The organism is Micromonospora sp. CPM1 (assembly GCF_023896895.1).
GTDB classification, from domain to species: Bacteria; Actinomycetota; Actinomycetes; order Mycobacteriales; family Micromonosporaceae; genus Micromonospora; species Micromonospora tulbaghiae.
In genome coordinates this window covers 139078-162920 of the sequence record NZ_JAMHIU010000013.1, presented here as the reverse complement: position 1 = coordinate 162920, position 23843 = coordinate 139078, and the positions used below count along the sequence as shown (strand labels likewise).

Below are 23843 nucleotides of genomic sequence, written 5' to 3'. Positions count from 1 at the left end.
GGTCAGGCCGGGAGTGCGGCCAGCAGGGCGGCCTCCCGCTCCGGCGCCAGGCCGACCGGGGCGCGCGCCGGCCGCCCCGCCCGGTCCGGCACGCGGCCCACCTCGCGCAGCCACCGCCAGGTGTCCGCGACCGTCTCGGTCACCGGCCGGCAGACCAGCCCCGCCGCGTACGCGCGTTCCACGTCCCGCTCCTGCAACCAGCGGTACTCGTGCCCGCGCGGAATCCACACCGGCAGGTCGTTCCACGGCTCCACCCCGGCGGCCAGGATCGGCTCCGGCGCGGTCCACCGCAGCGTCGCGTCCGACCCGGTCGCGGCCACCGCCGCGTCGAGCAGGTCACCCATCGTCGCGTGCCCGGTGCGACCCACCACGTTGTACGCCCCGCCGACGCCCTCGGCACCCCGGTCCAGCAGCCAGGTCGCCAGGTCACGCACGTCCACGTACTGGATCGGCAGGTCACGCGGACCCGGCGCCAGCACGTCACCGCCCCGGGCGACCCGGTTCAGCCACCACGGCAACCGCCCGATGTCCTCCCCCGGCCCCAGGATCAGCCCGGCACGCGCCAGCAGCGCCCGGTCACCGAACACCCGCGTCGCAGCGCGTTCCCCGCCGGCCTTGTTCGCCGGGTAGTCACCGTCGTCCGCGTCCGGGTCGGCCGCCACTGTGGGCGCCTCCTCGCCGCTGCCGGGCGCGACGGGTGGCGCGTACACCGATCCGCTGGACACGTAGACGTAGTGCGGCACCGCGCCTTCCAGCGCCGACGCCGCGTCACGTACCGCCCGGGGCGCGCCGTCCCAGGTGTCCACCACCAGATCCCACTCGCCGCCGGTGAGCGCCGCCAGGCCGTCCGGCGCGGTCCGGTCACCCCGCAACCGGTGTACGCCGTCCGGCACGTGACCGTGCACACCCCGGTTGAACACGGTGACCTGCCAGTCGCGGCGTACCGCCTCGGCCACCACCGCACCACCGACAAAGCCCGTACCGCCAAGCATCAGGAGTCGCATGACTCCCAGCGTGCCGCCGCCGGCCGGGTATGGCTGCCCTGTTTCACGGTCAGCGGATCTGCCAACGGCAGAACCCGGCGTCCCGTCATGGGGGCGCCACCGCACTCCCCCACCCGAACCTGCCCCGTCCCGACCTGTCCCGCGCCGTCCGGGAGCCCTGCCGCCCCCTCGCCCCTCGCCCCTCACCGCCGATCTTGGAGTTGTGGCGCCCCGGATGCCCGATAAGACCAGTTCACGAGGTGCCACAACTCCAAGATCGACGAGTTCGCCCCAGAGTTCACGGCCCCTTTTCGCCACCCCTCGATCAACAGCCACCCCAAGACAACCCGGGCCACCCCGGGCCACCCCGGGCCACCCCGGGCCGCCGCGACCGCCCTGACCGCCTGACCGCCTGACCGCCTGACCGCCTGACCGCCTGACCGCCCGCGATCTTGCACTTTGGTGCCCCGCAAACCGCGCGAATGGGACGCGCGGAGGCTCGAACTGCAAGATCGCCGGGACCCCGACGCGCCTTCTCCCGCCCTCCCCGGGCGACGCAGCCCGGCCGGCACGTCGACCCGCCCCGGCCTGGTCGATCATGAACTTGGCGGCGTTTGGTGTCCGGTTTGTCGCCGCCAAGTTCATGATCGACCGCCAGGGTGGGATGCCCTCGCTCGCCTCGGACCGAGCCGGCCGTAGATCTTGGTGCAAAACGGCCCCTGTGGGGGCAATTTGGTACCAAGATCTGCGGCTGCTCTCTGGATGCGGAGGGAGGCCGCCTGGCGAGGGGTCCGAGATGCTGCTGAGGCTGGGCCGGAGTGCGGGCAACTTGTCGGCGTGGTGTCCGGTCCGGTGTGTGGGTGGGGGTGTCCGGTTCGGGGGTGGTGGGCGGCACTCTGAGGGTGGAATGGCTGGCGGGTGGGTGGCGTTGTAACCGGGTGAGCGACCGAGTACCGGCCGAGCCCTTCAAGGGGCCGTGCTGGCTGCGGGAACAGTCTCGGGCTGTCGGTCGTTGAGTTCGATCCTGGCGACGTGAGCCGCGGGGAATGATCCCGGCGGGCTGGTCGTTGAACACGGTTCCGACGACGTGAACCCCCGCGCCCCCCTGGTGGCGTGCACCGCCTCGGGAATGGTGGCGGGTGGCGGGTCGTTGGACATGCTTCCGGCACCGCGACGAGGCAACCCCCTTGCCGCGCGAGCAGCCGAATCCCCCTTGAAGACTTTCTTGAGTGCCTGACGGTGCTCGCATCCGCGCCGACCCCCGTCGGTGTGGGCGTCGATCCCCCGAATGGAGCCCCCTCATGAACACGATTCTGCGTAAGAGCATTCTGGGTGTTGCTGGTCTGGCCTTCACCGGTGGCGTGTTCGCCGGTCCGGTGGCCGCTCACGCGGCGGACACCACCCACGCGGTCAAGCCGGTGAGTGTGAGCGTGCAGGGTGACAAGCTGATCCCGCACGGCGTGCAGGGCGCCCAGTCCCGTATCGATCTGAACGACGAGCAGATCAAGAATGTGAAGGCGATCATCGCGGCGACGAAGAAGGCCGGCATGGACGAGCGCGCCGCGGTGGTGTCGATCGCGACGGCGTTGCAGGAGTCGAAGCTGGAGAACCTCGGCCACCTCGGTGACCGTAACGACCACGACTCGCAGGGCCTGTTCCAGCAGCGCCCCTCCTCCGGCTGGGGCACGGTCGAGCAGATCACCGACCCCGAATACTCGACAACGGCGTTCCTGAAGGGTCTGAAGCAGGTCGACGGCTGGCAGGACATGCCCCTGACCAAGGCCGCCCAGACCGTCCAGGTGTCCGCCTACCCCGACCACTACGCCCAGTGGGAGCAGCAGGCCGCCGACCTCGTGGCCGAGCACTGGAACAAGTAAGACCAACAAGCAAGACACAGCGAGAAGGCCGGCACCCCGAACCAACGGGGTGCCGGCCTTTTCGCGTACCCGATCGGTCAGGCCGGGGGCAGGACGAACGTCCACGTGGTGGTGGTCGTGCTGGCCGCGGCGCCCGTTGCGGTGAGTCCCCCGTAGCTGCCGGTCGGCACGCTGCTCGCCGAGTCGGCGAGCAGTCCGGTCACCCGGCCGCCGCCGGTCTGCGAGGAGTTGCTGCGCACCGCCACGCCGGACGGCGGGGTGAGCGCGGTGGACGTGCTGTCGCCGTGCAGCCAGTACGACACGGCCCAGCTCTGCGCGGCGGTCACCGGCGCGTACGGGGTGATCCGGGTGGCGGTGCTCGCCGGGTCGGTGGCCCTGGCGAAGGCTGGCGCGGTCGGGGCGGCACCCCGGTACGCGGCCAGCACCAGGTTGCCCTTCGCCTGACCGTCCAGGGTTACCCGGACCGCCGTGCCGGCGTCGCCCGCGCCCGCTGTCTTCCACCAGGCGGTGGTGGTGGCGAAGCCACCGTCGAGGCGGTCGAGCCTGGTCCAGCCGGTCACCCCGGTCGGCTCGCCGGTGCCGGTGTGCGTGTTCTGGCTGAGCAGGAGCAGCAACGTGTCGCCTGCCTGCACGCCCGCCGGGACGGTGACCGTGTGGCTGGTCCAGTTGGCGTTCGCGGTGGCCTGGCCGACGAACGAGATCCGCTCCGGTACGGGCGCCACAGTCACGGCGACGGTTGCGGTGCCGGTGGCGCCCCGGTCGTCGGTGACGGTGAGCGTGACCGGGTAGGTGCCGGCGGCCGCGTACGTGTGGGACGTGGTCGGTACGGAGGCGGTGCCGGTGGTGTCCCCGTCGCCGAAGGCCCAGCCGTGGTCCTGGATCGCGCCGTCGGCGTCGCTGGACGCCGCACCGGAGAACGTGCACACCAGTCCGGAGCAGGTCGGCGTCAGCGCTGCCACCGGCGCCTGGTTGGCCGGGCCGCCCGATCCCTTCAGGATCTTCACGTAGTCGATGTCGCCGGCGAAGTAGTCGCAGGTGACCTTCGTACCGTCGCACTGGCTCTTCCCGCCGGCGGACAGCGGCCAGGTGTTGGCGATGGTGCCGGTCGGCCCGTTGAGGCGGCTGGTCCGCACACCGTCGACGTACATCTCCACGTACGCGGACGTGCGGTTGCACGTGACCGTGTGCCACTGGCCGTCGGAGATCGGCACGTCCGTGTAGCCGGTACGGGAGGCGCCGTCCGCGCCCCGGAACAGGCACTTCGGCTTGCCGTTGGGCGCCTCGAACTTCCAGTAGCCGCCGGCCGTGTTGCCCTGTCCCTTCTGGAGGATGTTGCCGAAGGAGTACGTGGTCCGGTAGCGGATGGTCACCGAGAAGTCCCCGGCGTCCGGGTTGAAGTCGGTGCTGTGCGGCACCAGGTCGACGTGGCCCGGGACGTACTCCTGGTCGGTGGGCAGGTGGGTGGCGAAGCGGTGGCCGGTCGCCCCGGCGTAGAGCGCGCCGGTGACCACCTCGCCGCCGATCGTGCCGTGGCGGCCGTTGCCGCTGTAGTCGGTCAGCACCGTCGACGACGCGGGCTCGTCCATGCTGAAGAACGCCACCGTCCGCGTCGCGGTGGCCTGCGCGGGCGCGGCCGAGACCGTCACCCCGGCCGCCGCGACGACAGTCGCCACCCCTAACCGGGCGGCCGTCCGCCGCCACCGTCCCCGCTCGATCGTTGCCATGTGACCGCCTCCCTGCGCATCGGGCATCACAGTGACACGCGCGGTGGCAGCGGCTGAATAATCCGCACGGTGGAGCCGGGTGACCGATGTGGCCGGTACGAACCGTCCGGTGGGATACGTCCGCCGATCGACCGGCGGCGCCGGCGGGCGGTGAGGGTGACTCTCGGTGGGCGATACTGGGTTTGAACCAGTGACCTCTTCCGTGTCAAGGAAGCGCGCTCCCACTGCGCCAATCGCCCGGGCAATCGCGAGCGGACGACGGGATTCGAACCCGCGACCCTCACCTTGGCAAGGTGATGCGCTACCAGCTGCGCTACGTCCGCGTGCCGCCGGTTCGCGCCGGCGACGGGGTGAACTCTACCCGATGCCAAGATCGCCGTGCGGCAGGCCCCCGCCGCGTCGGGTGGCCGTGTGGTTGCGCTGCTCGCCGCCGGGGTACTGAGGCCGGTGACAGCACAACCATCCCCCCGAAGGAGGCTGTCGTGGGTATCGGTACGAGCATTTTCCTGATCGCGGTCGGCGCGATCCTCACGTTCGCGCTCAACGCCAGCGTCGGCGGGGTCGACCTCGACGTCGTCGGCTGGATCCTGATGGCGGCCGGCGTCCTCGGCCTGATCATGACCACGCTGGTGTGGGGCCGCCGTCGCCAGGTGGTCACGACCACCGCCGAGCAGCCGGTGGAGTACCGCCGGGTCGAGGAGCGCCGGGACGTCGCCCCGCCGATGTGACAGCGACCGGGGCCGACGGAGCTGATCGGTCCCGGAACGGGCCGGCCGGATCACCCGATCCGGCCGGCCCGCTCTGCTACGGGCGCTCCCCGTCCGTGGCGGCGCGCAGCCCGTACCAGCCGATCGCGGCGACGAGCGCCACCTGGAGCAGGTAGCTCACGACGACCACCGCGCGACCCGCGTCCTGCGGGACCAGCACGAACGCCACGACGTAGACGAGCGCGGCGACGACCAGCGGGCGCGGCATGGTCCGGCCGATCAGGATCCCGACGAGCGCCAGGACCATGCCGAGGACGATCGCCACCTGGCTGCCGAGGATTGCCGGGAGCAGCCCGTCCAGTTGGTCGTTGAACACGTCGAACAACGCGCGCCCCTCCTGCTCCGGCAGGACGGCCGGGTCGGCGGCGTAGGCGAACGGCAGCACCTCGGCGGTGATCGCCAGCGCGAACACCACGCCACCGAGGCCGGCCAGGAAGGCCCCCACCAGGTTCAGCACGCCCGCGCGGCCCCGGGCGAGACCGACGATGAACACCGCCGCGGCGATCCAGGAGACGGCGTACGCGGGCCCGCCCAGGTAGAGGTTCATCGGCCAGTACGCGGACCCCAGCTCGCGTACGTCGTCGTAGTGGATCGCGCCGTCGAACGGCGGCTCCCACAACATGAACAGGGTACGGCCGGCCAGGGCCACCAGGAGCAGGGCAAAAAGCGCGACGAGCGCGGCGCGGCGCAGCTTCGGTACGGGCACTGTGAGAGCCTCCGTCGATCGGGTGTCGCCCCACCGTGCCGAGGCACCACCGGCGCGGGCATCGGCCTCAACACCTATCTTCGGAAACGCCCTGCTCAGCGCCGCTGTCGTGCGTGCTCCAGCCAGATCCGCGCCGCCCGTACCCGCCGGTTCGTGTCGCCGCCCGGGGTCAGGTCGAGCTTGACGAAGATCGCGCGCAGGTGGGCGTCGACGGTGCGCTCGGAGACCACGAGCTGCGCCGCGATCCCCGCGTTGCTGGCGCCTTCGGCGAGCGCGGCGAGCACCTCACGTTCGCGCGCCGTCAGCCCGCCGATCGATGCCGGAACCGCACCGGCCGGCACCGGGACGCGTACTCCCGCGCCGGTCGGCGCCGGGGCCCGCACCGCCGCACCGGAGGCGTCCGGCGCGGTCTCCGCTGCCGCCGCGCCCGGGCCCGTCGTCTCGACGACATCCGAAACCGCCGCATCGGGCGTTCCGGCGTGCGGTGGCGCGTCGCCTGCCGCCGTACCCTCCGCGCCGCCTCGCGGCGTCACTGGCGTCACCGGCGCCACCGCCGGCACTTCCGGCGCGGCGGTGAGGAGCGCCGCCAGCCGGCCGGTGCCGGCCCACGCCCCGCCACCCACCACGACAGTCAGCGCCGACACGACCAGGGCGACCGAGGTCGGGCCCAGGGACGAGCCCGGAGCGGCGACGAGCGTGCCGGCGCCGACGACCAGGAGAGCCGCGGCGGCCAGGCCGGTGGCGCGCACCACAGTGCCGGCCCGGCGAGGCCCGGTGGCGCCCCGGGCGGCGGTGACCGCGCAGGCCACGGCGAACACGGCAGCGCCGGACAGGGCCACCAGGAAGGCCACCGAGCCCAGCGACGGCTCGACGTCACCGGGAGCGCGGGCGATCGCGAGGAGCAGGCAGAAGACGACAGTCAACGGCGCCGCCGTGGCGGCCGCGGCGGCCACGCCGAGCCGCGCCCGCACGGTGTGGTGCGAGCCGAGGGCGGCCCGCCAGAGCGTCACCGGCAGCAGGAGCAGCGCCGCCACGCCCAGCACGGTGACGGCGGCGCCGACCGGGGCGAGGGCGGTACGCCAGGACTCCCCCGCGATCGTCGGCAGTCCGTCGAACGGCTCGGTCGCCGTCGTCAGCAGCGCGTTGACGAGCGTGGCCGCGCCGAGGACGAGACCCACGTACCGGTGCGCCTTCGGGGTGACGGTGCCGGTGCGGACGGCGGCCGAGGCGGTCAGTTGCAGGAGCGCGAGCGGCGGGATCCACGCCGAGTTCCACGCCGCGACGGCCGGACCGGCCCACCGGTGCCCGGCCGCGACGGTGGCCACCGCCAGGACGGCGAGTCCCAGGTACGCCAGCAGCGACGCGGCGAGCCCGGTCGCCAGCCGCCCGGCGGCGCGGTGGCCCGACCGGGCGAGCCGGGACGCGGCGACTGCCGCGGCCACTGCCGCCACGGCCAGGGCGAGGGCGCCGGCCGGCTCGGTCGCAAAGCCGCCGTGACCGGCTGCCCCCAGGGCGGCGAGCGCAACGACGCACGCCCCCGCCGTGGCCCCCGTGACGACGGGCAGGCCGAGCAGCGCGGGCACCGGGCGGACGGAGGCGGTCACCGGCACATTCAACCCGCTGCCCCGCCCCGCGGTCGATGCCGCGCCGTCCGGGTCAGCTCCGCATCAGCTCGTTCAGCGCGTCGAAGTCGAGCCCGCCGGCGAGCGCGCCGTACGTCCCGGCGCCGAGCACCTCCGCCGCCGCCCGCTGGGCCACCGCGTACGCGGCCTCGGCCACCGCCGGTCCGATGCTCACCCGGGCCACGCCGAGCCGGGCCAGCTCGCCGATCGGTGGCGCGCCCGGCCCGGCCAGCACGTTCAGCGGTGCGGGGATCGCCGCCGCCAGCGCGGCCACCGTCTCCGGTTCCACGGTTCCGGGTACGAAGATCCCGTCCGCGCCGGCAGCCAGGTACGCCTCGGCGCGCGCGACCGTCTCGGGTACGCCACCGGCGCCGCGCAGATACGTGTCCACCCGCGCGTTGACGTACAGCGGGATGCCGGCGCGGTCGGCGGCGGCCCGGACCGCGGCGAGCCGGCCGACCTGCTCGTCGACCGGGCGCAGCGGGCCTCCGCCGTCGTGCCGGGAGTCCTCCACGTTGACGCCGACGGCCCCGGCCGCGAGCACCGCCGCGATCGTCTCGGCGACCTCTGCGGGGCTGTCGCCGTACCCGGATTCGATGTCGGCGGTGACCGGTACGCGGACCGCGTCGGCCACCCGGCGGATCACGTCGACGGCGGTGTCCCGGGCGAGCGCGTCGCCGTCCGGGGCGCCACGGCTCCACGCGACCCCGGCGCTCGTGGTCGCGACCGCCCGTGCGCCGGCCGCGGCGACGATCCGGGCGCTCAGCGCGTCCCAGGCGTTGACCAGGATCAGTGGTTCACCGGGCAGGTGCAGGGCGCGGAACTGCCGGGCTCGGGTCTGCTGATCGTCCACCGGGCCAGTCTGGGCGGGGCGCTGCGGCGGCGGCAATGGCCAGCGGCACGGCACTGGACTGATCGACGACGACGAGAAAGGCCGTGTCGAATGATCGACACGGCCTTTCCGCTGGTGGGCGATACTGGGTTTGAACCAGTGACCTCTTCCGTGTCAAGGAAGCGCGCTCCCACTGCGCCAATCGCCCTCGTCTACTGCGAGGTGGAGACGGGATTTGAACCCGTGTACACGGCTTTGCAGGCCGTTGCCTCGCCTCTCGGCCACTCCACCGAGGTTGCCCCCGAACTGCGTGGCGGCATCTCCGAGCGGACGACGGGATTCGAACCCGCGACCCTCACCTTGGCAAGGTGATGCGCTACCAGCTGCGCTACGTCCGCACGCCCCCGGTGTTATCCGGTGACGGATGAGAACTTTAGCCGAGCCCGGGAACGGTTGCCAAATCGGGTCCCCTTCCGGCGCGTCCGGATGCCGTCGGCGCTGCACCTCGCAGGCTTCCTAGGAGCCTGGGTGGCTGGCCTCCGGGGCTGGCAGGCAGGGCCGCGACCTGCGGAATCCGCTCGGCGGCCGGAGTGTCCGGCATCCGACTGTCCTGCCGCCGACCGGCCGCTTCGGTAACTCCCTGTGGTCATACGGATGGGTTACCGTAACGCCGTGACGAGACGAGCCGCCGAGATCCGCCTGGACGCGCTGCTGCGTACGGCCTGCGAGGTGATCGCGGAAAGAGGGCTCGCCAACACGCGCACCGCGGACGTGGCCGAGGCCGCCGGGGTCAGCCAGGCGCTCGTCTTCTACCACTTCGCGACGAAGGACCGCCTCCTCGCGCAGGCCTTCGCGTACGCGGTCGAGCAGGATCTGGCCCGCCTCGACGCGGTGCTGCGCTCCTCCGCCCCGCCGCTGGCGAAGCTGCGCCGGATGCTGCGCCTCTACGCGCCGACCGGCCGGGCCACCTCCTGGTCGATGTGGATCGACGGCTGGGCGGAGTCGCTGCGTACGCCGGAGCTGGAGAAGCTCTCCCGCCGTCTCGACCTGCGGTGGCGGCAGGACCTGGCCGCGGTGATCACCGCCGGGGTCGCCGAGGGCACGTTCGACTGCCCCGACCCGGCCGGCGCGGCCTGGCGGATCAGCGCGGTGATGGACGGGCTGGCGGTCCAGCTCGCGGTGCACGAGCGGGTCATCACCCGCCGGCAGATCGCCGAGTGGATCCGTCTGGTGGCCGCCAGGGAGCTGGGCCTGGAGCCCAGCCAGCTCGACTGACCACCCCACCCGCGGCGGGTCAGTGCCAGCGAGGGCGGGGGCGTTCGAACGGGGGCGGGAGGTCGGGGTCAGTCTGCGGGGCGGGGCGCAGCAGGCGGCGCATCCGCAGCAGCAGACCGGCGCCCAGGAACAGCAGCAGACCGCCGAGCAGGAACGCGGCCTGAACCAGGCCGAACCCGCCGCTGTCCGCCACCGGCCGCCCGGCCACGCCACCGGGCGCGGGAGGCTCCACCACCGCGGCGTCGGTCGGCTCGTCAGTGGGCTTCTCGTCGGGCGCCTCGGAAGACGGCTCGTCGCTCGGTGTGGGCTCCGCGCTGCTCGGCGAGGGAGTCGGCGAAGCCGCCTCCTCCCCCACCACCTCACGGGAGGCGGTCCGCCGGGCCAGCAGCCGCAACTGCGGGTCGTACGCCTCGGCGGCGAAGCTCACCCGCCCGCGCCCGACGTCCTCGGCGAACGCGACCCGGTAGCGGGCCGTCACGGTACGGCCGGGACACAGCACACCCGGGTCGAGCTGCCGGTCGGTGAGCCGGGCGGTGTCTCCCTCGGTGCGGATCTCCAGCGGGAACGAGCCGCTGTCCTCCACCCGGTCCACCTTGAGCTGGTCCAGCCGCAGGCCCTGCACCCGCACCAGCATCGACCAGCGCACCTTGACACAGCCGCCCCCGTCGGAGCGGGACACCACGGCGGACAGCGTCTCCACCCGGTCCCCGGCGGTGAACTCGTCCGGCAGGCCGCTCAGCTCGGTGGAGAAGGCCGCCGCCGCCCGTGCCGGCACGGCTCCGCCGTATCCGGTCCCGGCCACGAAGGTCAGCACCAGTCCGATCCGCAGCGCGTGCCGCCAGCCGCTCACCACGCCTCCTCACCCTCGGTCGTGTCCACAGGCAACGCTAGGAGCGGGCCGGGCACGCCGGTAGACGGGCGTGTTCGCATCCAACGCCACAACACGGGGCCTGTTTCACCGAGCGTGGTGAACCGGTCACGACCGCACCGCGACACGCCCGGGATGCGGGTGGGAAACCGGGGTGGGACACAATTCTCCGGTGTCCGAGCTGTCCGCCGCGTTCGTCCGGCTGCACGCCCGTCTCGCCCCGGTGGCGTTCGTCCCCGAGGTGCTGCTGCACCAGGCCGACGAGCCGATCGGCCTGTGGGAGCTGACCGAGGGCGAGTTCCGCAGCGCCCAGCCGCCGCCGTTCTGGGCGTTCGCCTGGGCCGGCGGGCAGGGCCTGGCCCGCTACGTCACCGACCACCCCGAGGTGGTCGCCGGCCGCCGCGTGCTCGACCTGGCCTCCGGCTCCGGTCTGGTCGCCATCGCCGCCGCCCGCGCCGGGGCCGCCGCCGTCCGGGCGGTCGAGGTGGACGAGCGGGCCGTGGCCGCCGTCGCGCTCAACGCCGAGGCCAACGGGGTACGCGTCGACGCCGAACTCGGCGACATCCTCGACTCCGGTGCCGGCGACGCCGAGGTGGTGCTGGCCGGGGACGTCTTCTACAGCGAGGCGATGGCCCGCCGGATGCTGCGGTTCCTGCTCCGGGCCGCCCGCGCGGGCGCCCGGGTGCTGGTGGGCGACCCGGGCCGGGCGTTCCTGCCCCGCGAACGCTTCCACGAGCTGGCCGCGTACGACGTGCCGGTGTCCGAGGCGCTGGAGAGCGTACGGGTGAAGCACACCACCGTCTGGGAGCTGGACCCGAACCCGCCCGGCGCCCGCCGCTAGCGTTACCGCGTGCTGTTCCGGGGCTGGGGGGAGTCCGTCGACGGACAGTGGCCCGACGCGGCCACGGTGGTCGACCACGTCGGCGTGCCGCACCTGGTGGTGACCCGGCACGCGCTCGTCCGCAGGGTGCTCACCGATCCGGTGACGTTCCGGCCGGACAACGCGCTCGACGCGGTCACCCCGATCCCGGTGGCCGCGCTGCGGGTGCTCGCCGGGCACCGGTTCCGGCTGCCGCCGACGCTGGCGAACAACGGCGGCGCCGGCCACCCGGAGATCCGGGGCATCGTCGCCGACGCGCTGCACCCGCACCGCGTGGACGCCCAGCGCCGGTGGCTGACCGGGCTGGTCCGGGAGCGGGTGGCCGGGCTGGCGGCGGAGCTGGACGCGGGCCGCCCGGTCGACCTGTACGCCGGGCTCGCCGCCGACCTGCCGCTGCTGGTGCTGGCCCGGCTGGTCGAGCTGCCGGATGCCCCGGTCGGCGCGGTGAAGGACTTCGCCCGCGCCGCGCTGGAGCTGTTCTGGGCGCCGCTGGACGCCGACCGGCAGCTCACGCTGGCCGCCGAGGTGGGCCGGTTCCACACCGTGCTGCGGGAGTTCGCCGCCACCGGGGGCGGGCTCGCCGCGCGGCTGCGCGAGGCCGCGCACTCCCCCGACGTGGTGGTCGGGGCGCTGTTCTTCCTGCTGGTCGCCGGTCAGGAGACCACCTCGCAGTTCCTCACCCTGCTGCTGCACCGGCTGTCCGGCGAACCGGCGGTACGGGCCGGGCTGCGCGCCGGGGAGATCGACGTGGACGACGTGGTCGAGGAGGGGCTGCGGCTGGAGCCGCCGATCGTCACCTGGCGGCGGGTGGCAGCCGTCGACACCACGCTCGGCGAGATCCCCGTACCGGCGGGCACCAGCGTGGTCGCGTGGCTGGCCCGCGCCGGGCGCGACCCGGCAGTGGTCGGCGCGCCGGGCGAGTTCCGCCCCGGCCAACCCGGGTCGCGGCGGCACCTGGCGTTCGGCGCCGGGCCGCACCGCTGCGTCGGCGCGCAGCTGGCCCGGATGGAGGCCGCCGTGGTGGTCGCCGAGGCCACCGCGCTGCTCGACGGCGTGACTGTGGTGCGTCCACCGTGGTGCCCGGACAACCTCACCTTCCGGATGCCGGACGCGTTCGTGGTCCGTCGCACCTGACGAAAGTCAGTGTGGGCCGCTGCCGTTCGACGGCGGTGCCGCACCCCCGCCGGCCCATAGCGTCGCCGCATGATCACACTTCGTGCGTTGACGAAACGGTTCGGCGACGTGACAGCCGTCGACGACCTGACCGTCGAGATCCGCCCCGGGCAGGTCACCGGGTTCCTCGGCCCGAACGGCGCGGGCAAGTCCACCACCATGCGGATGGTGCTCGGCCTGGACCGGCCCACCGCCGGGCAGGCACTGGTCAACGGGCGGGACTACCGCACGCTGCGGCACCCGCTGCACGAGGTCGGCGCGCTGCTCGACGCCACCGGCGTGCACCCGGCCCGCTCCGGCGTGGCGCACCTGCGGGCGATGGCGCGCAGCAACGGCGTACCGGCCCGGCGGGTGACCGAGGTGCTCGACCTGGTCGGCCTGGACGCCCGCGCGGCCGGCAAGCCGGGCCGGGCGCTGTCGCTGGGCATGGGCCAGCGGCTCGGCATCGCCGGCGCGCTGCTCGGCGACCCGCCGGTGCTGCTGCTCGACGAGCCGGTCAACGGGCTCGACCCGGACGGCGTGCGGTGGATCCGGGGCTTCACCCGCCGCCTCGCCGACGAGGGACGCACCGTCCTCGTCTCCAGCCACCTGATGAGCGAGATGCAGCAGACCGCCGACCGGGTGGTGGTGCTGGGGCGCGGCCGGCTGGTGGCCGACGCGCCGCTGGCCGAGCTGATCGCCGCCCGGCCCGCCGCGTCGGTCCGGGTACGCGGGCCCGAGCCGGCCGCGCTCGCCGCGCTCGGCGACCGGCTCGCCGCCGAGGGCGCGACTGTCACCACCGACGAGGGCGGGATGTCCGTCGCCGGCAGCACCGCCGGCCGCGTCGGCGACCTGGCGCACGAGATGGGGGTACGCCTGCACGAGCTGACCCCCGTCGCCCCCTCCCTGGAGGAGGCGTTCCTGGAGCTGACCGCCGACAGCGTGGAGTACGCCGCCGGCCCGACCCGAGGTGGCACCCGATGACCGCACCGTCCACGCTCGACCCGGCCCGGCGGACCGCCCGGCCCGCCCCCACCGGACGTCCGCTCGCCGGGGCGGTGGCCGCCGAGTGGACGAAACTCTGGTCGGTCCGCTCCACCTGGTGGACGCTGCTCGCGGCGGTGCTGACCATGGCGGCCACCAGCGCCCAGCTCGCCATCTACGCGCAGAACGCCAACACCGACGACGACCCGGCCAACAACCCGGGTGTGGTGGACGTCGGCGAGATCGTGGCCGGGTCGCTGGAGCTGACCCAGTACGTGGTGCTGGCGCTCGGCCTGTTCGCGATCACCAGCGAGTTCACCACCGGCACGATCCGCACCACGCTGCGGTGCACCCCGTCACGGGGGCGGGTGCTGGCGGCCAAGGCGATCGTGGTGGGCGCGGTGACGTTCGGCCTCGGGCTGCTGCTCGGCACTGTCGGCGCGGTGACGGCCCGGCCGGTGCTGGGCGAGTGGGGCCGCGCCCCGCTGGGCGGCACGGTGGCCGACGTGGTCGCCGCCGCGGCGTACCTGGCGCTCGTCGGTGTGCTGGCGCTCGGCCTGGCGGCGGCGCTGCGCGGCGCGGTACTGACGCTGACCGTGCTGTTCGCACTGCTGATGATCGTGCCGCTGTCGTTGCAGGAGCCGGACATCACGGTGCTGACCCGGATCGCCGACGCGTTCCCCGGCGTGGCCGGCAACCACTTCCTGGCCGGGGACACCGAGCCGTACCCGGCGGCGGCAGGGCTGCTGGTGCTCGCCGCCTGGACCGCCGCCGCGCTGGCGCTGGGCCGGTGGGCGCTGGCACGACGCGACGCCTGAGCGGGCGGGGCTGGTCAGCCGGCGGGCGGGACCAGCCCCGCCTCGTACGCGAGGATCGCCGCCTGCACCCGGTTGCGCACGTCCAGCCGGGTGAAGATGCTGGTCAGATAGCTCTTCACGGTGCCCTCGACCAGGTGCAGCCGGCGGGCGATCTCGGCGTTCGACAGTCCCGCCCCGACCAGCGCCAGCACGTCGCGCTCCCGGTCGGTCAGCCCGGCCAGCCGGTCCCGCGCGTACGGGCCGCGGGCCATCCGGCCGCCGCTCAGCTCGATCACCCGGCGGGCCACCCGCGGCGACAGGTACGCCCCGCCGTCGGCCGCCGCCCGCACCCCGGCCAGCAGTTCGCGCGGGTCACCGGACTTGAGCAGGAACCCGGCGGCGCCGTGACCGAGCGCGCGGGCGATCAGGTCGTCGTCGCCGAACGTGGTGAGCATGACCGCCGCCGTCTCCGGCACCAGCCGGCGGATCTGCGCGGCGGCGCTGAGCCCGTCGCAGCGGGGCATCCGGATGTCCAGCAGCGCCACCCGGGGCCGGTGCGCGCGGACCAGTTCCACCGCCGCGAGGCCGTCGCCCGCCTCACCGACCACCTCGATGCCGGGGTCGGCGGCAAGGATCGCCCGGACCCCGGCCCGGACCAGCGCCTCGTCGTCGGCGAGCACCACCCGCAGCGGGCGGTCGAGGTCGTCGCTCATGGTGCGATCTGCTCCTTGCTGACCAGCCGGCCGTCGGCGAAGCAGAGCCGCCAGGTCGCCTGGGCGAACGGGAAGTTGCCGTCGGTGTAGAACTCGCAGCCCGGCACCGCGCCGGTCGCGGGCGGGTCGGCCTGCCGCCGGGGCAGCCCGAGCGCGTCACGCGGCTCACCCGGCCGCAGCCGTTCGTAGCCGGCCCGGTCGAGCACCGCGCCGGCCGTGGCGAGCGGGTAGTAGACGAGCGCCAGCACCAGTGCGAGCCCGGCGGGCGCGCCGATCGCGACGAGCAGGCTGCGCCGCACCCGCCGCCGGGCCTCCCGCAGCCGCCGGGCCGCGTCCCCCGGTTCACCCCGCCGGGGTACGCCGGCACCGGCGAACGGGCCGGCGTCCGCGACGTCGTCACCGTCACCGGGTCCGTCGGCCCGGCCGGTGACCGGCACCCCGGCGTCGGCGCGCCCGGGCGGGACACGCGCCCCGTCGAGCGGGCCGGTGGCGGGCGGCCCGTCCAGCGGAACGCGTGCGGTGACCGCCCAGCCACCGTCGCGGGGACCGGCGTCCAGGGTGCCGCCGGCGAGGCGTACCCGCTCGCGCAGCGCCAGCAACCCGGAGCCGTGCGACGGCGGCCCGGGCAGCGGACCGGCCGGCGGCGGAGCGTTCACCACCGCGACAGTCACCGCGCCGGCATCGCGTGCCACAGCGACGGTGACGGGGGCGCCGGGGGCGTAGCGGGCGGCGTTGGTGAGCGCCTCCCGGACCACCCGGTGCACGGCGTGCGCGGGCAGCGGCGGCAGGTCCGCCCCGTCGGCGCGCAGGTCGACCGTCATCCCGGCGTCGCGCGCGCCGTCGACCACGTCGACGACCGTCTCCCCTGGCGGCCGCAACGTGCGTTCCTCGCGCAGCACGCCGATCACGTCGTGCAGCCGTTCGGTGGCGGCGGCGACGCTGGCCCGCAGCTCACCGGCCGCCGCCCGGTGCGCCGGGGACAGGTCCGGCGCCAGTTCCAGCGCGCCCGCCCGCAGCGCGATGAGGCTCAGGTCGTGGCCGAGCGAGTCGTGCATGTCCTGGGCGATGCGGGCCCGCTCGCGCAGGCGTACCCGCTCGACCTCGGCCCGGCGCTCGGCCTGCGCGTGCCGCAGCCCGGCGTCGGCGAGCGCGCGGTGCTGCCGCCGCAGCCGGCCCAGCAGCCAGGGGAACACCCCGGCGAACAGCAGCACCGACGCGAGCAGGAACCAGGTGGACGGCTCGGTGCCGAGCAGCCCCAGGTTGAGCACCGAGCCGGTGACCGCGATGGTGGCGAAGACGGCGGCGGCCGGTGCGGCCCGGTCGCTGCGCCGCCCGGCCAGGTAGCCGAAGACCGGGATGGCGAACACCACGTTGCCGTCGACGAGCGAGCCGGCCACCACCGCGAGCACCGCGACCAGCGGCCACCGGCGGCCGATCCACACCGCCGTGCCGAGCAGCGCCAGCGCGGCGGCCAGCGGCGGCAGCTCGCCGATCTGCGGCGGGGTGAGCCGGCCGTACGCGACAGGCGCCGCGAGCACGGCCCAGAGCAGCAGGTCACCGGCCCGGCGCTGTCGTTCGCGGGGTTCCACGGCGGTCACGCTACCCACGCCCGGCCGGGCCGGGCACCGACGAAAGTCAGGTCTCCTCGGCCCAGGCCCGCCAGTCGTCCAGCACGCCGTACAGGGCGGGGGTGAGCCAGCCGGACGCGGACCGGCGGAACACGCCCGGGTCCATCCCGCCCGCGCCGGCCGGCACCGCGCCGAGCAGGTTCGGCACCAGCTCGGACAGGTTGAGCCAGTGCACCAGCTCCGGTTCGGCCGGCCAGGCGCCGATCACCACGCCGGCCGGGACGGCCCGCCGTTCCAGCGCCTCCAGCGTCAGCGCGGTGTGGTTGAGCGTGCCGAGCCCGGCCCGCGCCACCACCACCGCGGGCGCGCCGAGCGAGACCGCCAGGTCGGCCACCGTCCACGGCTCCCCGGACGGGCGCAACCCCATCGGTACGAGCAGCCCGCCCGCGCCCTCGACGAGCACCAGGTCGTGCTTGTCCGCCTCCTCGCGGACGGCGTCGACCGCGTTGTACAGCTCCAGCGGCGGCAGCTCCGCCACCCGGGCCGCGGCCAGCGGGGCCAGCGGATCGGGGTAGCTCGCCAGCGTCCGGCCGGTCAGCGGGGCGGCCAGCCGGGTCACCGAGTCGACGTCGCCGGGCTCGCCTGTCGCCGTACCCGTCTGGCCGGGCTTGACCACGGCGACCCGCAGGCCGGCCGCCTGCGCGGCGGCGGCGACGGCGGCGGTCACCACCGTCTTGCCGACCTCGGTGTCCGTGCCGGTCACCAGCACCGGCCCGGTCCAGGCGTCGCCGAAGCTCATGGCGCACACTCCACGATGACGTCCAGGGCCCGGTCGAAGTCGGCCCGGTCCACCCCGGCGCTGACGGTGAGCCGCAGCCGGGAGCGGCTGTCCGGCGTGGACGGGGGACGGAAGCAGCCGACCGCGACGCCCCGGTCCCGGCAGGCGGCGGCCCAGGCGGTCGCCTCCTGCGGGCCGGGCGCGGTCACCGAGATCACGGCGCCGTCCGGGGCGGACACGGACAGCCCGGCCCCGCCGAGCCGGCGCACCGCCGCCGCGACCCGGTCGGCCAGCTCGGCGCGCAGCGCGTCACCGGTGCGGGCCAGGCGCACCGCGGCGCGGACCCCGGCCACCACGGCGGGCGGCGGCGCGGTGTCGAAGATGAACGTGCGGCCGGTCTCCACCAGGTGGCGGACGAACTCGGCCGGCCCGGCGACCACGCCGCCGGCCCCGCCGAGCGCCTTGGACAGCGTCGCGGTGACCACCACGTCGGGCGCGCCGGCCAGCCCGGCGGCGGCCACCCCGCCGGCGCCGGCCGGGCCGGTGACGCCGAGCGCGTGCGCGTCGTCGACGAGCAGCAGCGCGCCGTGCCGGCGGGCCACCGCGTGCAGCTCCGCGAGCGGGGCCAGGTCGCCGTCGACGGAGAAGACCGACTCGGTCACCACCACCGCCGGGCGGCCCGGCGCGGCGGCCAGCGCCGCGGCCACCGCTGCGACGTCGGCGTGCGGCGTCACGAGCGTTTCGGCGCCGGAGATCCGGCAGCCGTCGATCAGCGAGGCGTGGTTGTGGGCGTCGGAGACGAGCAGCGTACGCGGCTGCGTCAGCCCCCGGACGGCGGCGAGGTTGGCCAGGTAGCCGGAGGAGAACACCAGCGCACGGTCGACGCCGAGCCAGCCGGCCAGGTCGTCCTCCAGCGCGTGGTGGGCGTCGGTGGACCCGCGCACCAGACGCGACCCGGTGGCGCCCAGCCCGTACGCGGACAGGGCCGTCGCGGCGGCGGCCGTGACCTCCGGGTGGGTGGCCAGGCCGAGGTAGTCGTTGCCGGCCAGGTCGACCACGGCGTCGTCGGCGGCCCGGGGGCGCAGCGTGCGGGTCAGCCCCGCCCGGGCCCGCAGCTCGGCGCGGCGGTCCAGGGCCGCCAGCCAGTCCGCCACCGTGCCGTCCCCTCCCGCCGACTCCCCGCCCCGCCGGGCGCTTCCGCGGGGCGAAGTTACCACCCGCGCGGAGGGCCCCGGCGTGGCGCGGTCCCGGCTCGCCGGAGGGCCGGCGGCGGCGGTTTCCCGGGCTCACGGTGGCCTGTTAGGTTACGAGCCATGCCAGAGATCCTCGACCAGGCCCGGGAGCGGGTGCTGGGCAACGGCGTCGGCCTCGACGAGGCCGGCGTCCTCGCGGTGCTGAACCTTCCCGACGAGCACCTGCCCGCCGCGCTCCAGCTCGCCCACGAGGTCCGGATGCGCTGGTGCGGCCCGGAGGTCGAGGTCGAGGGCATCATCTCGCTGAAGACCGGCGGCTGCCCGGAGGACTGCCACTTCTGCTCGCAGTCCGGCCTGTTCACCTCCCCGGTGCGTTCGGTCTGGCTGGACATCCCGGCGCTGGTCGAGGCCGCGAAGCAGACGGCCGCGACCGGGGCGACCGAGTTCTGCATCGTGGCCGCCGTGCGCGGCCCGGACGCCCGGCTGATGAAGCAGATGCGCGAGGGCGTCGCCGCCATCCGCGCCGAGGTCGACATCCAGGTCGCCGCCTCGCTCGGCATGCTCACCCAGGAGCAGGTCGACGAGCTGGTCGAGATGGGCGTGCACCGCTACAACCACAACCTGGAGACCTGCCGCTCCTACTTCCCGAACGTGGTCACCACGCACTCGTGGGAGGAGCGCTGGGAGACGCTGCGGATGGTCCGCGAGTCCGGCATGGAGGTCTGCTGCGGCGGCATCCTCGGGCTCGGCGAGACGGTCGAGCAGCGCGCCGAGTTCGCCGCCCAGCTCGCCGAGCTGGACCCGCACGAGGTGCCGCTGAACTTCCTCAACCCGCGCCCCGGCACGCCGCTCGGCGACCGCCCGGTGGTGGAGGGCAAGGACGCGCTGCGCGCCATCGCCGCGTTCCGGCTGGCCATGCCGCGCACCATCCTGCGGTACGCGGGCGGCCGCGAACTCACCCTCGGTGACCTGGGCACCCGCGACGGTCTGCTCGGCGGCATCAACGCGGTGATCGTCGGCAACTACCTGACCACGCTGGGCCGGCCGGCGACGGCCGACCTGAAGCTGCTGGAAGATCTGAAGATGCCGGTGAAGGCGCTCTCGGCGACCCTGTGAGGCAGCGGTGACCGAATCCTCCCCCGCCACGGCGGCCCTCCCCGCCGCGCTCTGGTGCGACAGGTGCGGCGAGTCGGTGGCGGCCGGGCCGCACCCGGCGTGTGAGGCGGCCCGGGCGTGGGAGCCGCCGCGCTGGTGCGCGTCCTGCCGGCGGCGGATGAAGGTGCAGGTCGTACCGGCGGGCTGGTCGGCGGTCTGCGTCGAGCACGGCGAGCGGCGGGGCTGAGGCGTGCTGCGGGGGCGGGCGGTGACGCTGCGGCCGGTGACCGACGCCGACGTGCCCGCCCTGGCCGCGATCCGGGCCACCCCCGAGGTGCGCCGCTGGTGGCGCGGCGGCGACGACCTGGCCGCGTCGGTGCGGGCCGACCTCGCCGACGACGCGCTGACGACCTACGCGGTCGAGCACGACGGCCGGCTGGTCGGCGCGATCCAGTGGTACGCCGAGACCGACCCGGACTACCGCCACGCCAGCCTGGACGTGTTCCTCGACCCGGCGGTACGCGGCTCGGGGCTGGGCGGCGACGCGATCCGCACGCTGGTCCGGCACCTGATCGACGAGTACGGCCACCACCGGTTCACCATCGACCCGGCGGCGGCGAACACGGCGGCGATCCGCGCGTACGCGAAGGTGGGGTTCCGCCCGGTGGGCATCATGCGCCGCTACGAGCGCGGCGCGGACGGGCGCTGGCACGACGCGCTGTTGATGGACCTGCTCGCCGAGGACCTGGCCGGCTGAGTCAGCCTTCCCAGAGCAGGTGCCCGTCGGGCAGGCGGCGGGCGCCCTCGGCGGGCCGGTGCGGGCTGAGCCGCCCGTCCGGCATGAGGTGCGACACCGGTACGCCGCGGCCGAGCACGGCGACGTCGGCGATCAGCCGCCGGTGGCAGCGCCACCAGACGCTCTCGCTGCACATCACCGCGGTTCTCCGCCGCGCGGCGTCGGCCAGCACCTCGTCCAGTGCGGCGTCGAAGTCGGGCGTGCGGGTGTACGCGGCGTACGCCCGGAAGGCCGCGACCGTCCACCAGGTGTCCGGTTCCGGCTCGCCGGCGCGGACGTGCCGGCGGCCGCCGAGGCGCGGCTCCCAGCGGTAGTCGATGCCCCGTTCGGGCAGCCAGCGTTCGAGGGCCTCACGGCGGACGTCGGGGTTGGTCCGGCTGGCCGGGTAGCGGCGCACGTCCACGACCAGGGCGACCTCCGCGCCGGCCAGCAGGTCCCCGAGCTGGTCGCGGTGGGCGGCCCCGTGGCCGACGGTCAGCAGCATGCGCTCCACCGATCCAGCTTGCCCCGGGTCACCGCCGTCCGCCCGCCGGCCGGTCCGGCCCACCGGAACGGGCGTGCCCGGCACCGCACGGGTGCCGGGCACGCTCTCCTCGAACGGTGTGACGGTCAGCGCTGGAGGGTCAGCACACCCGGCCGCCACGGCAGCAGGTTGTAGTCGCCTCCCGCACTGGGGTTCTTGCCCTGGTACAGGAACTGCAGGTTGCAGGCGTCGACGGTCTTGGTCTGGTCGGGGTTGGTGCGGACCAGGTCACCGTGGCTGATGTCGTTGGTCCACGTCGCGCCGCTGTTGGCCTTGCCGGCGAACGGGTTGCTCTCGGTGGCGGCCTGCGGGGTCCACGAGCCGTTCAGGCTGCTGGACGTGAACGACCGGAAGTAGCGGCCCTGGCTCCCGATCGCCTCGACGATCATGAGGTACTGGTTCTGGCCCGCCACCTTGTAGACCTCGACGCCCTCGAACAGGTTGTTCGTCGAGTCGGTCATGATCGTCGTGTAGCTCGAACCGAAGCTGCCCGGGAAGTTCCCGAGCGGCATGCTCGACCGGTAGATCTTGCCGTTGTCCCCGGCGAAGAACAGGTACATGTTCTGGTCGTCGCCGATGAGCGTCTGGTCGATCACGCCGTACGGGGCGTCGGGCAGGGTGGCGGTGGACAGCGTCTGCGCCGAGGACCAGCCGTTGGCGTTCGTCGGGTCGCTCGACGTCTTGTAGCTGAACGAGGTCGGTCCCCACTGGTACGCCAGCACCCAGATGTTCTTCGGCGCGAAGTACAGCAGGGTGGGCGCCACGGTGCCCTGGCTCATTCCGTTCTGGCCGGCCGAGGCCATGTCGGACCAGTTCGTGAACGTGCTGAAGTTCATCGAGCTGTACTGGCCGCTGCTGTTGACGTACGACCCGTAGACCAGGTGCTTGCCGTTGTAGACCACGTTGGTGAAGTCCTTGAGCGAGACCCAGCCGTTCTGCGGGTTGGCCAGCGCGCCGGTCGACGACCACCGGTAGGTCGAGGGGAGCGAGCAGCCGCCCGGCGGGGGCGTCGTGGTCGGCGGCGGCGTGGTCGGGGGCGGCGTGGTCGGGGGCGGCGTGGTCGGGGGCGGCGTGGTCGGGGGCGGCGTGGTCGGGGGCGTGGTGCCACCGAAGTCGGTCCGCCACTGCTGGTTGGTCTGTCCGTGGCAGTCGTACAGCTGGACCTGCTGGCCGTTGCCGGTGCCCCAGACGTCCAGGCAGCGGCCGGACTGCACGCCGCTGATGGTGCCGTTGGAGTTGATGTTCCACTGCTGGTTCGACTGGCCGTTGCAGTCCCAGATGATGATTCCGGTGCCGTTGGCGGTGGCCGCGCCGTTCGCGTCCAGGCACTTGCTGCCGTAGACCATCAGCTGCTTGTTCGAGGTGTACGTCCACTGCTGGTTGGACTGGCCGTTGCAGTCGTAGAGCTGGACGCGGGTGCCGTTGGTCTGGGTGGCGTTCGGCACGTCGATGCACCGGCCCGACTGCACGCCGACGATCCGGCCGGCGCCGCCGCTCGGCGGCGGTCCCGTGGTCGGGGTCGTGGTCGGCCCCGAGGTCGGGGCGGCGGCGTTGAGCGCGTTGAGGACCGAGTTGTACGCGGCCTTCTTGTTGCCGCCGCCGTCGAACAGCAGCGGGTTCTCGTTGGAGCGCCACGAGTCGCTGTCGCGGACGCCCCACACGGTGATGCCGATGCAGCGCGGCACGTTCAGGCACGCCTGGGTCAGACCCGCGTACTGGCTGGTCGAGGCGTTGGTGACGTCCGCCTCGGTCAGCGCCACGTCCACGCCGAGCGCCGCGAAGCTGGACAGCGTGGTCTGGAAGTTGCCCGGCAGCGAGCTGCCGCCGGTGAAGTGGGTCTGCAACCCGACGCAGTCGATCGGCACGCCACGGGACTTGAAGTCCCGGATCATGTTGTAGACGCCCTGCGTCTTGCCGTACGACCAGTTCTCGATGTTGTAGTCGTTGTAGCAGAGCTTCACCGACGGGTCGGCCGCCCGCGCGGTACGGAACGCCACCTCGATCCAGTCGTTGCCGGTGCCCTGAAGGTTCGACTGGCGGCGACTGCCGTCCTCGTTGAACGCCTCGTTCACCACGTCCCACGCGGCGAGCTTGCCCCGGTAGTGGCCCATCACGCCGTTGATGTGGTCGATCATCGCCTGACGCAGGTTGCTGCCGCTCAGGCTCTGCATCCAGCCCGGCTGCTGCGCGTGCCACGCCAGGGTGTGCCCGCGGACCTTCAAGCCGCGCTGGGTCGCCCAGTTGTAGATCTGGTCACCGGAGTTGAAGTTGAACTGGCCCCGCTGGGGCTGCGTCGCGTCCGGCTTCATCTCGTTCTCGGCGGTGATCATGTTGAACTCGCGCCCGGCGATGGTGCTGTACGTCGAGTCGCCGAGCCGGCCCGCCGCGATCGCCGTGCCGAAGTACCGGCCCGACTGCGCGGCGGCCGCGCCCAGCGTGCTCGCGGCGGCGTTCGCCGACGGCATCATCACCGCGACGGCAGCCACCGTCACGGCGCTGACCGCGCCGGCGAGCAGCGCTCGGACGGCGGGTGATCGCCGTCGCCGGCTCCCGCCACGATGAACGGATGGGCTCATGGCCATCTTGGCCTCCTTACTGGCCAACACCCAGGCCGCCGGGGCGAAGACGACTGGACGTCTCGGTTGGTTATCTAGCTCCGTCGATGCTTCCATCGCGCATCGACGGGGACAATGGTGTTTCGGAAACGTTT

General features: G+C 74.1%; 22 protein-coding genes and 5 tRNA genes. 10 read left to right on the top strand and 17 right to left on the bottom strand.

Features of this window, described 5'->3' with window-relative positions:
* Positions 1–2 precede the first annotated feature (2 nt).
* Positions 3–1004 (bottom strand): NAD-dependent epimerase/dehydratase family protein, encoded by a 1002-nt coding sequence (locus tag M8C11_RS17975; protein WP_252450977.1) that lies wholly within the window; start codon positions 1002–1004, stop codon positions 3–5.
* 1280 nt (positions 1005–2284) lie between these two features.
* Here M8C11_RS17975 and M8C11_RS17970 point away from each other — a divergent pair.
* A complete protein-coding gene (locus M8C11_RS17970) occupies positions 2285–2860 on the top strand; it encodes a hypothetical protein (protein ID WP_252450969.1) in 576 nt (191 codons plus the stop codon).
* A gap of 77 nt (positions 2861–2937) precedes the next feature.
* Here M8C11_RS17970 and M8C11_RS17965 read toward each other — a convergent pair whose 3' ends face one another.
* From M8C11_RS17965 to M8C11_RS17955, 3 genes are all read right to left on the bottom strand, one after another.
* A complete protein-coding gene (locus M8C11_RS17965; RefSeq protein WP_252450967.1) occupies positions 2938–4584 on the bottom strand; it encodes a PKD domain-containing protein in 1647 nt (548 codons plus the stop codon).
* Positions 4585–4751: 167 nt separating this feature from the next.
* A tRNA-Val gene (locus tag M8C11_RS17960) sits at positions 4752–4823 on the bottom strand.
* 11 nt (positions 4824–4834) lie between these two features.
* A tRNA-Gly gene (locus M8C11_RS17955) sits at positions 4835–4907 on the bottom strand.
* A gap of 159 nt (positions 4908–5066) precedes the next feature.
* Between M8C11_RS17955 and M8C11_RS30570 the strand changes: the two genes are divergently transcribed.
* Positions 5067–5312 (top strand): DUF6458 family protein, encoded by a 246-nt coding sequence (locus M8C11_RS30570; RefSeq protein WP_013284878.1) that lies wholly within the window; start codon positions 5067–5069, stop codon positions 5310–5312.
* A gap of 76 nt (positions 5313–5388) precedes the next feature.
* On the opposite strand, the gene M8C11_RS17945 is transcribed toward M8C11_RS30570, so the two are convergent.
* From M8C11_RS17945 to M8C11_RS17920, 6 genes are all read right to left on the bottom strand, one after another.
* Positions 5389–6057 (bottom strand): hypothetical protein, encoded by a 669-nt coding sequence (locus tag M8C11_RS17945; protein WP_252450965.1) that lies wholly within the window; start codon positions 6055–6057, stop codon positions 5389–5391.
* A gap of 95 nt (positions 6058–6152) precedes the next feature.
* Positions 6153–7661 (bottom strand): response regulator transcription factor, encoded by a 1509-nt coding sequence (locus tag M8C11_RS30565; RefSeq protein WP_252450963.1) that lies wholly within the window; start codon positions 7659–7661, stop codon positions 6153–6155.
* Positions 7662–7713: 52 nt separating this feature from the next.
* Positions 7714–8532, bottom strand: coding sequence for an isocitrate lyase/phosphoenolpyruvate mutase family protein (locus M8C11_RS17935; protein ID WP_252450961.1), 819 nt, complete (start codon positions 8530–8532; stop codon positions 7714–7716).
* A gap of 112 nt (positions 8533–8644) precedes the next feature.
* A tRNA-Val gene (locus M8C11_RS17930) sits at positions 8645–8719 on the bottom strand.
* Between the two features lie 12 nt (positions 8720–8731).
* Positions 8732–8802, bottom strand: a tRNA-Cys gene (locus M8C11_RS17925).
* Positions 8803–8836: 34 nt separating this feature from the next.
* Positions 8837–8909 (bottom strand) — tRNA-Gly (locus tag M8C11_RS17920).
* Positions 8910–9183: 274 nt separating this feature from the next.
* Between M8C11_RS17920 and M8C11_RS17915 the strand changes: the two genes are divergently transcribed.
* The gene (locus M8C11_RS17915; protein ID WP_091420285.1) at positions 9184–9786 is read left to right on the top strand and encodes a TetR/AcrR family transcriptional regulator; all 603 of its coding nucleotides are present in this window, start codon (positions 9184–9186) and stop codon (positions 9784–9786) included.
* 19 nt (positions 9787–9805) lie between these two features.
* Here M8C11_RS17915 and M8C11_RS17910 read toward each other — a convergent pair whose 3' ends face one another.
* Positions 9806–10636, bottom strand: coding sequence for a hypothetical protein (locus tag M8C11_RS17910; RefSeq protein WP_252450958.1), 831 nt, complete (start codon positions 10634–10636; stop codon positions 9806–9808).
* Between the two features lie 190 nt (positions 10637–10826).
* Here M8C11_RS17910 and M8C11_RS17905 point away from each other — a divergent pair, with 190 nt between their 5' ends.
* The 4 genes from M8C11_RS17905 (at position 10827) to M8C11_RS17890 (ending at position 14488) form a co-directional block, all read left to right on the top strand.
* Positions 10827–11495 (top strand): methyltransferase, encoded by a 669-nt coding sequence (locus M8C11_RS17905; protein WP_252450955.1) that lies wholly within the window; start codon positions 10827–10829, stop codon positions 11493–11495.
* A 9-nt stretch (positions 11496–11504) separates the two neighbouring features.
* Positions 11505–12668, top strand: coding sequence for a cytochrome P450 (locus tag M8C11_RS17900; protein WP_252450952.1), 1164 nt, complete (start codon positions 11505–11507; stop codon positions 12666–12668).
* Positions 12669–12737: 69 nt separating this feature from the next.
* Positions 12738–13670 (top strand): ABC transporter ATP-binding protein, encoded by a 933-nt coding sequence (locus M8C11_RS17895; protein WP_252450949.1) that lies wholly within the window; start codon positions 12738–12740, stop codon positions 13668–13670.
* Entirely contained in the window at positions 13667–14488 is an 822-nt protein-coding gene (locus M8C11_RS17890; protein ID WP_252450938.1) for an ABC transporter permease subunit, read from the top strand. The genes M8C11_RS17895 and M8C11_RS17890 overlap by 4 nt, the downstream gene beginning before the upstream one ends.
* 14 nt (positions 14489–14502) lie before the next feature.
* Here the strand turns inward: M8C11_RS17890 and M8C11_RS17885 are convergent, their stop codons facing one another.
* The 4 genes from M8C11_RS17885 to M8C11_RS17870 are packed head-to-tail and all read right to left on the bottom strand — an operon-like array spanning position 14503 to position 18680.
* Positions 14503–15180 (bottom strand): response regulator transcription factor, encoded by a 678-nt coding sequence (locus tag M8C11_RS17885; protein WP_252450923.1) that lies wholly within the window; start codon positions 15178–15180, stop codon positions 14503–14505.
* The gene (locus M8C11_RS17880) at positions 15177–16769 is read right to left on the bottom strand and encodes a sensor histidine kinase (protein WP_252450920.1); all 1593 of its coding nucleotides are present in this window, start codon (positions 16767–16769) and stop codon (positions 15177–15179) included. Before M8C11_RS17880 ends, M8C11_RS17885 begins: the two co-directional genes overlap by 4 nt.
* 46 nt (positions 16770–16815) lie before the next feature.
* Entirely contained in the window at positions 16816–17547 is a 732-nt protein-coding gene (gene bioD / locus M8C11_RS17875) for a dethiobiotin synthase (protein ID WP_120570951.1), read from the bottom strand.
* Entirely contained in the window at positions 17544–18680 is a 1137-nt protein-coding gene (locus M8C11_RS17870; RefSeq protein WP_151501531.1) for an 8-amino-7-oxononanoate synthase, read from the bottom strand. Before M8C11_RS17870 ends, bioD begins: the two co-directional genes overlap by 4 nt.
* Before the next feature lie 159 nt (positions 18681–18839).
* On the opposite strand from M8C11_RS17870, the gene bioB reads away from it, so the two are divergent.
* From bioB to M8C11_RS17855, 3 genes are read left to right on the top strand one after another with little or no spacing between them, the layout of a single operon-like run.
* Positions 18840–19835, top strand: coding sequence for a biotin synthase BioB (gene bioB, locus M8C11_RS17865; protein WP_120570953.1), 996 nt, complete (start codon positions 18840–18842; stop codon positions 19833–19835).
* A gap of 7 nt (positions 19836–19842) precedes the next feature.
* On the top strand, positions 19843–20061 hold the full coding sequence (locus M8C11_RS17860) for a hypothetical protein (RefSeq protein WP_252450907.1): 219 nt from the start codon (positions 19843–19845) through the stop codon (positions 20059–20061).
* A 3-nt stretch (positions 20062–20064) separates the two neighbouring features.
* Entirely contained in the window at positions 20065–20571 is a 507-nt protein-coding gene (locus M8C11_RS17855; RefSeq protein WP_252450905.1) for a GNAT family N-acetyltransferase, read from the top strand.
* 1 nt (position 20572) lies between these two features.
* Here the strand turns inward: M8C11_RS17855 and M8C11_RS17850 are convergent, their stop codons facing one another.
* Positions 20573–21094: a DUF488 family protein gene (locus M8C11_RS17850; RefSeq protein WP_252451121.1), complete on the bottom strand. Its 522-nt coding sequence runs from the start codon at positions 21092–21094 to the stop codon at positions 20573–20575.
* 125 nt (positions 21095–21219) lie between these two features.
* Positions 21220–23715, bottom strand: a complete 2496-nt coding sequence (locus tag M8C11_RS17845; RefSeq protein WP_252450902.1) for a non-reducing end alpha-L-arabinofuranosidase family hydrolase — start codon at positions 23713–23715, stop codon at positions 21220–21222.
* Positions 23716–23843: the final 128 nt, after the last annotated feature.

Bases quoted from the DNA above. Each gene is read 5' to 3' on its own strand.
- M8C11_RS17965 (WP_252450967.1), bottom strand. From the start codon at position 4,584: ATGGCAACGATCGAGCGGGGACGGTGGCGGCGGACGGCCGCCCGGTTA.
- M8C11_RS17845 (WP_252450902.1), bottom strand. From the start codon at position 23,715: ATGGCCATGAGCCCATCCGTTCATCGTGGCGGGAGCCGGCGACGGCGA.
- M8C11_RS17895 (WP_252450949.1), top strand. From the start codon at position 12,738: ATGATCACACTTCGTGCGTTGACGAAACGGTTCGGCGACGTGACAGCC.
- M8C11_RS17975 (WP_252450977.1), bottom strand. From the start codon at position 1,004: ATGCGACTCCTGATGCTTGGCGGTACGGGCTTTGTCGGTGGTGCGGTG.
- bioD (WP_120570951.1), bottom strand. From the start codon at position 17,547: ATGAGCTTCGGCGACGCCTGGACCGGGCCGGTGCTGGTGACCGGCACG.
- M8C11_RS17970 (WP_252450969.1), top strand. From the start codon at position 2,285: ATGAACACGATTCTGCGTAAGAGCATTCTGGGTGTTGCTGGTCTGGCC.
- M8C11_RS17850 (WP_252451121.1), bottom strand. From the start codon at position 21,094: ATGCTGCTGACCGTCGGCCACGGGGCCGCCCACCGCGACCAGCTCGGG.
- bioB (WP_120570953.1), top strand. From the start codon at position 18,840: ATGCCAGAGATCCTCGACCAGGCCCGGGAGCGGGTGCTGGGCAACGGC.
- M8C11_RS17885 (WP_252450923.1), bottom strand. From the start codon at position 15,180: ATGAGCGACGACCTCGACCGCCCGCTGCGGGTGGTGCTCGCCGACGAC.
- M8C11_RS17890 (WP_252450938.1), top strand. From the start codon at position 13,667: ATGACCGCACCGTCCACGCTCGACCCGGCCCGGCGGACCGCCCGGCCC.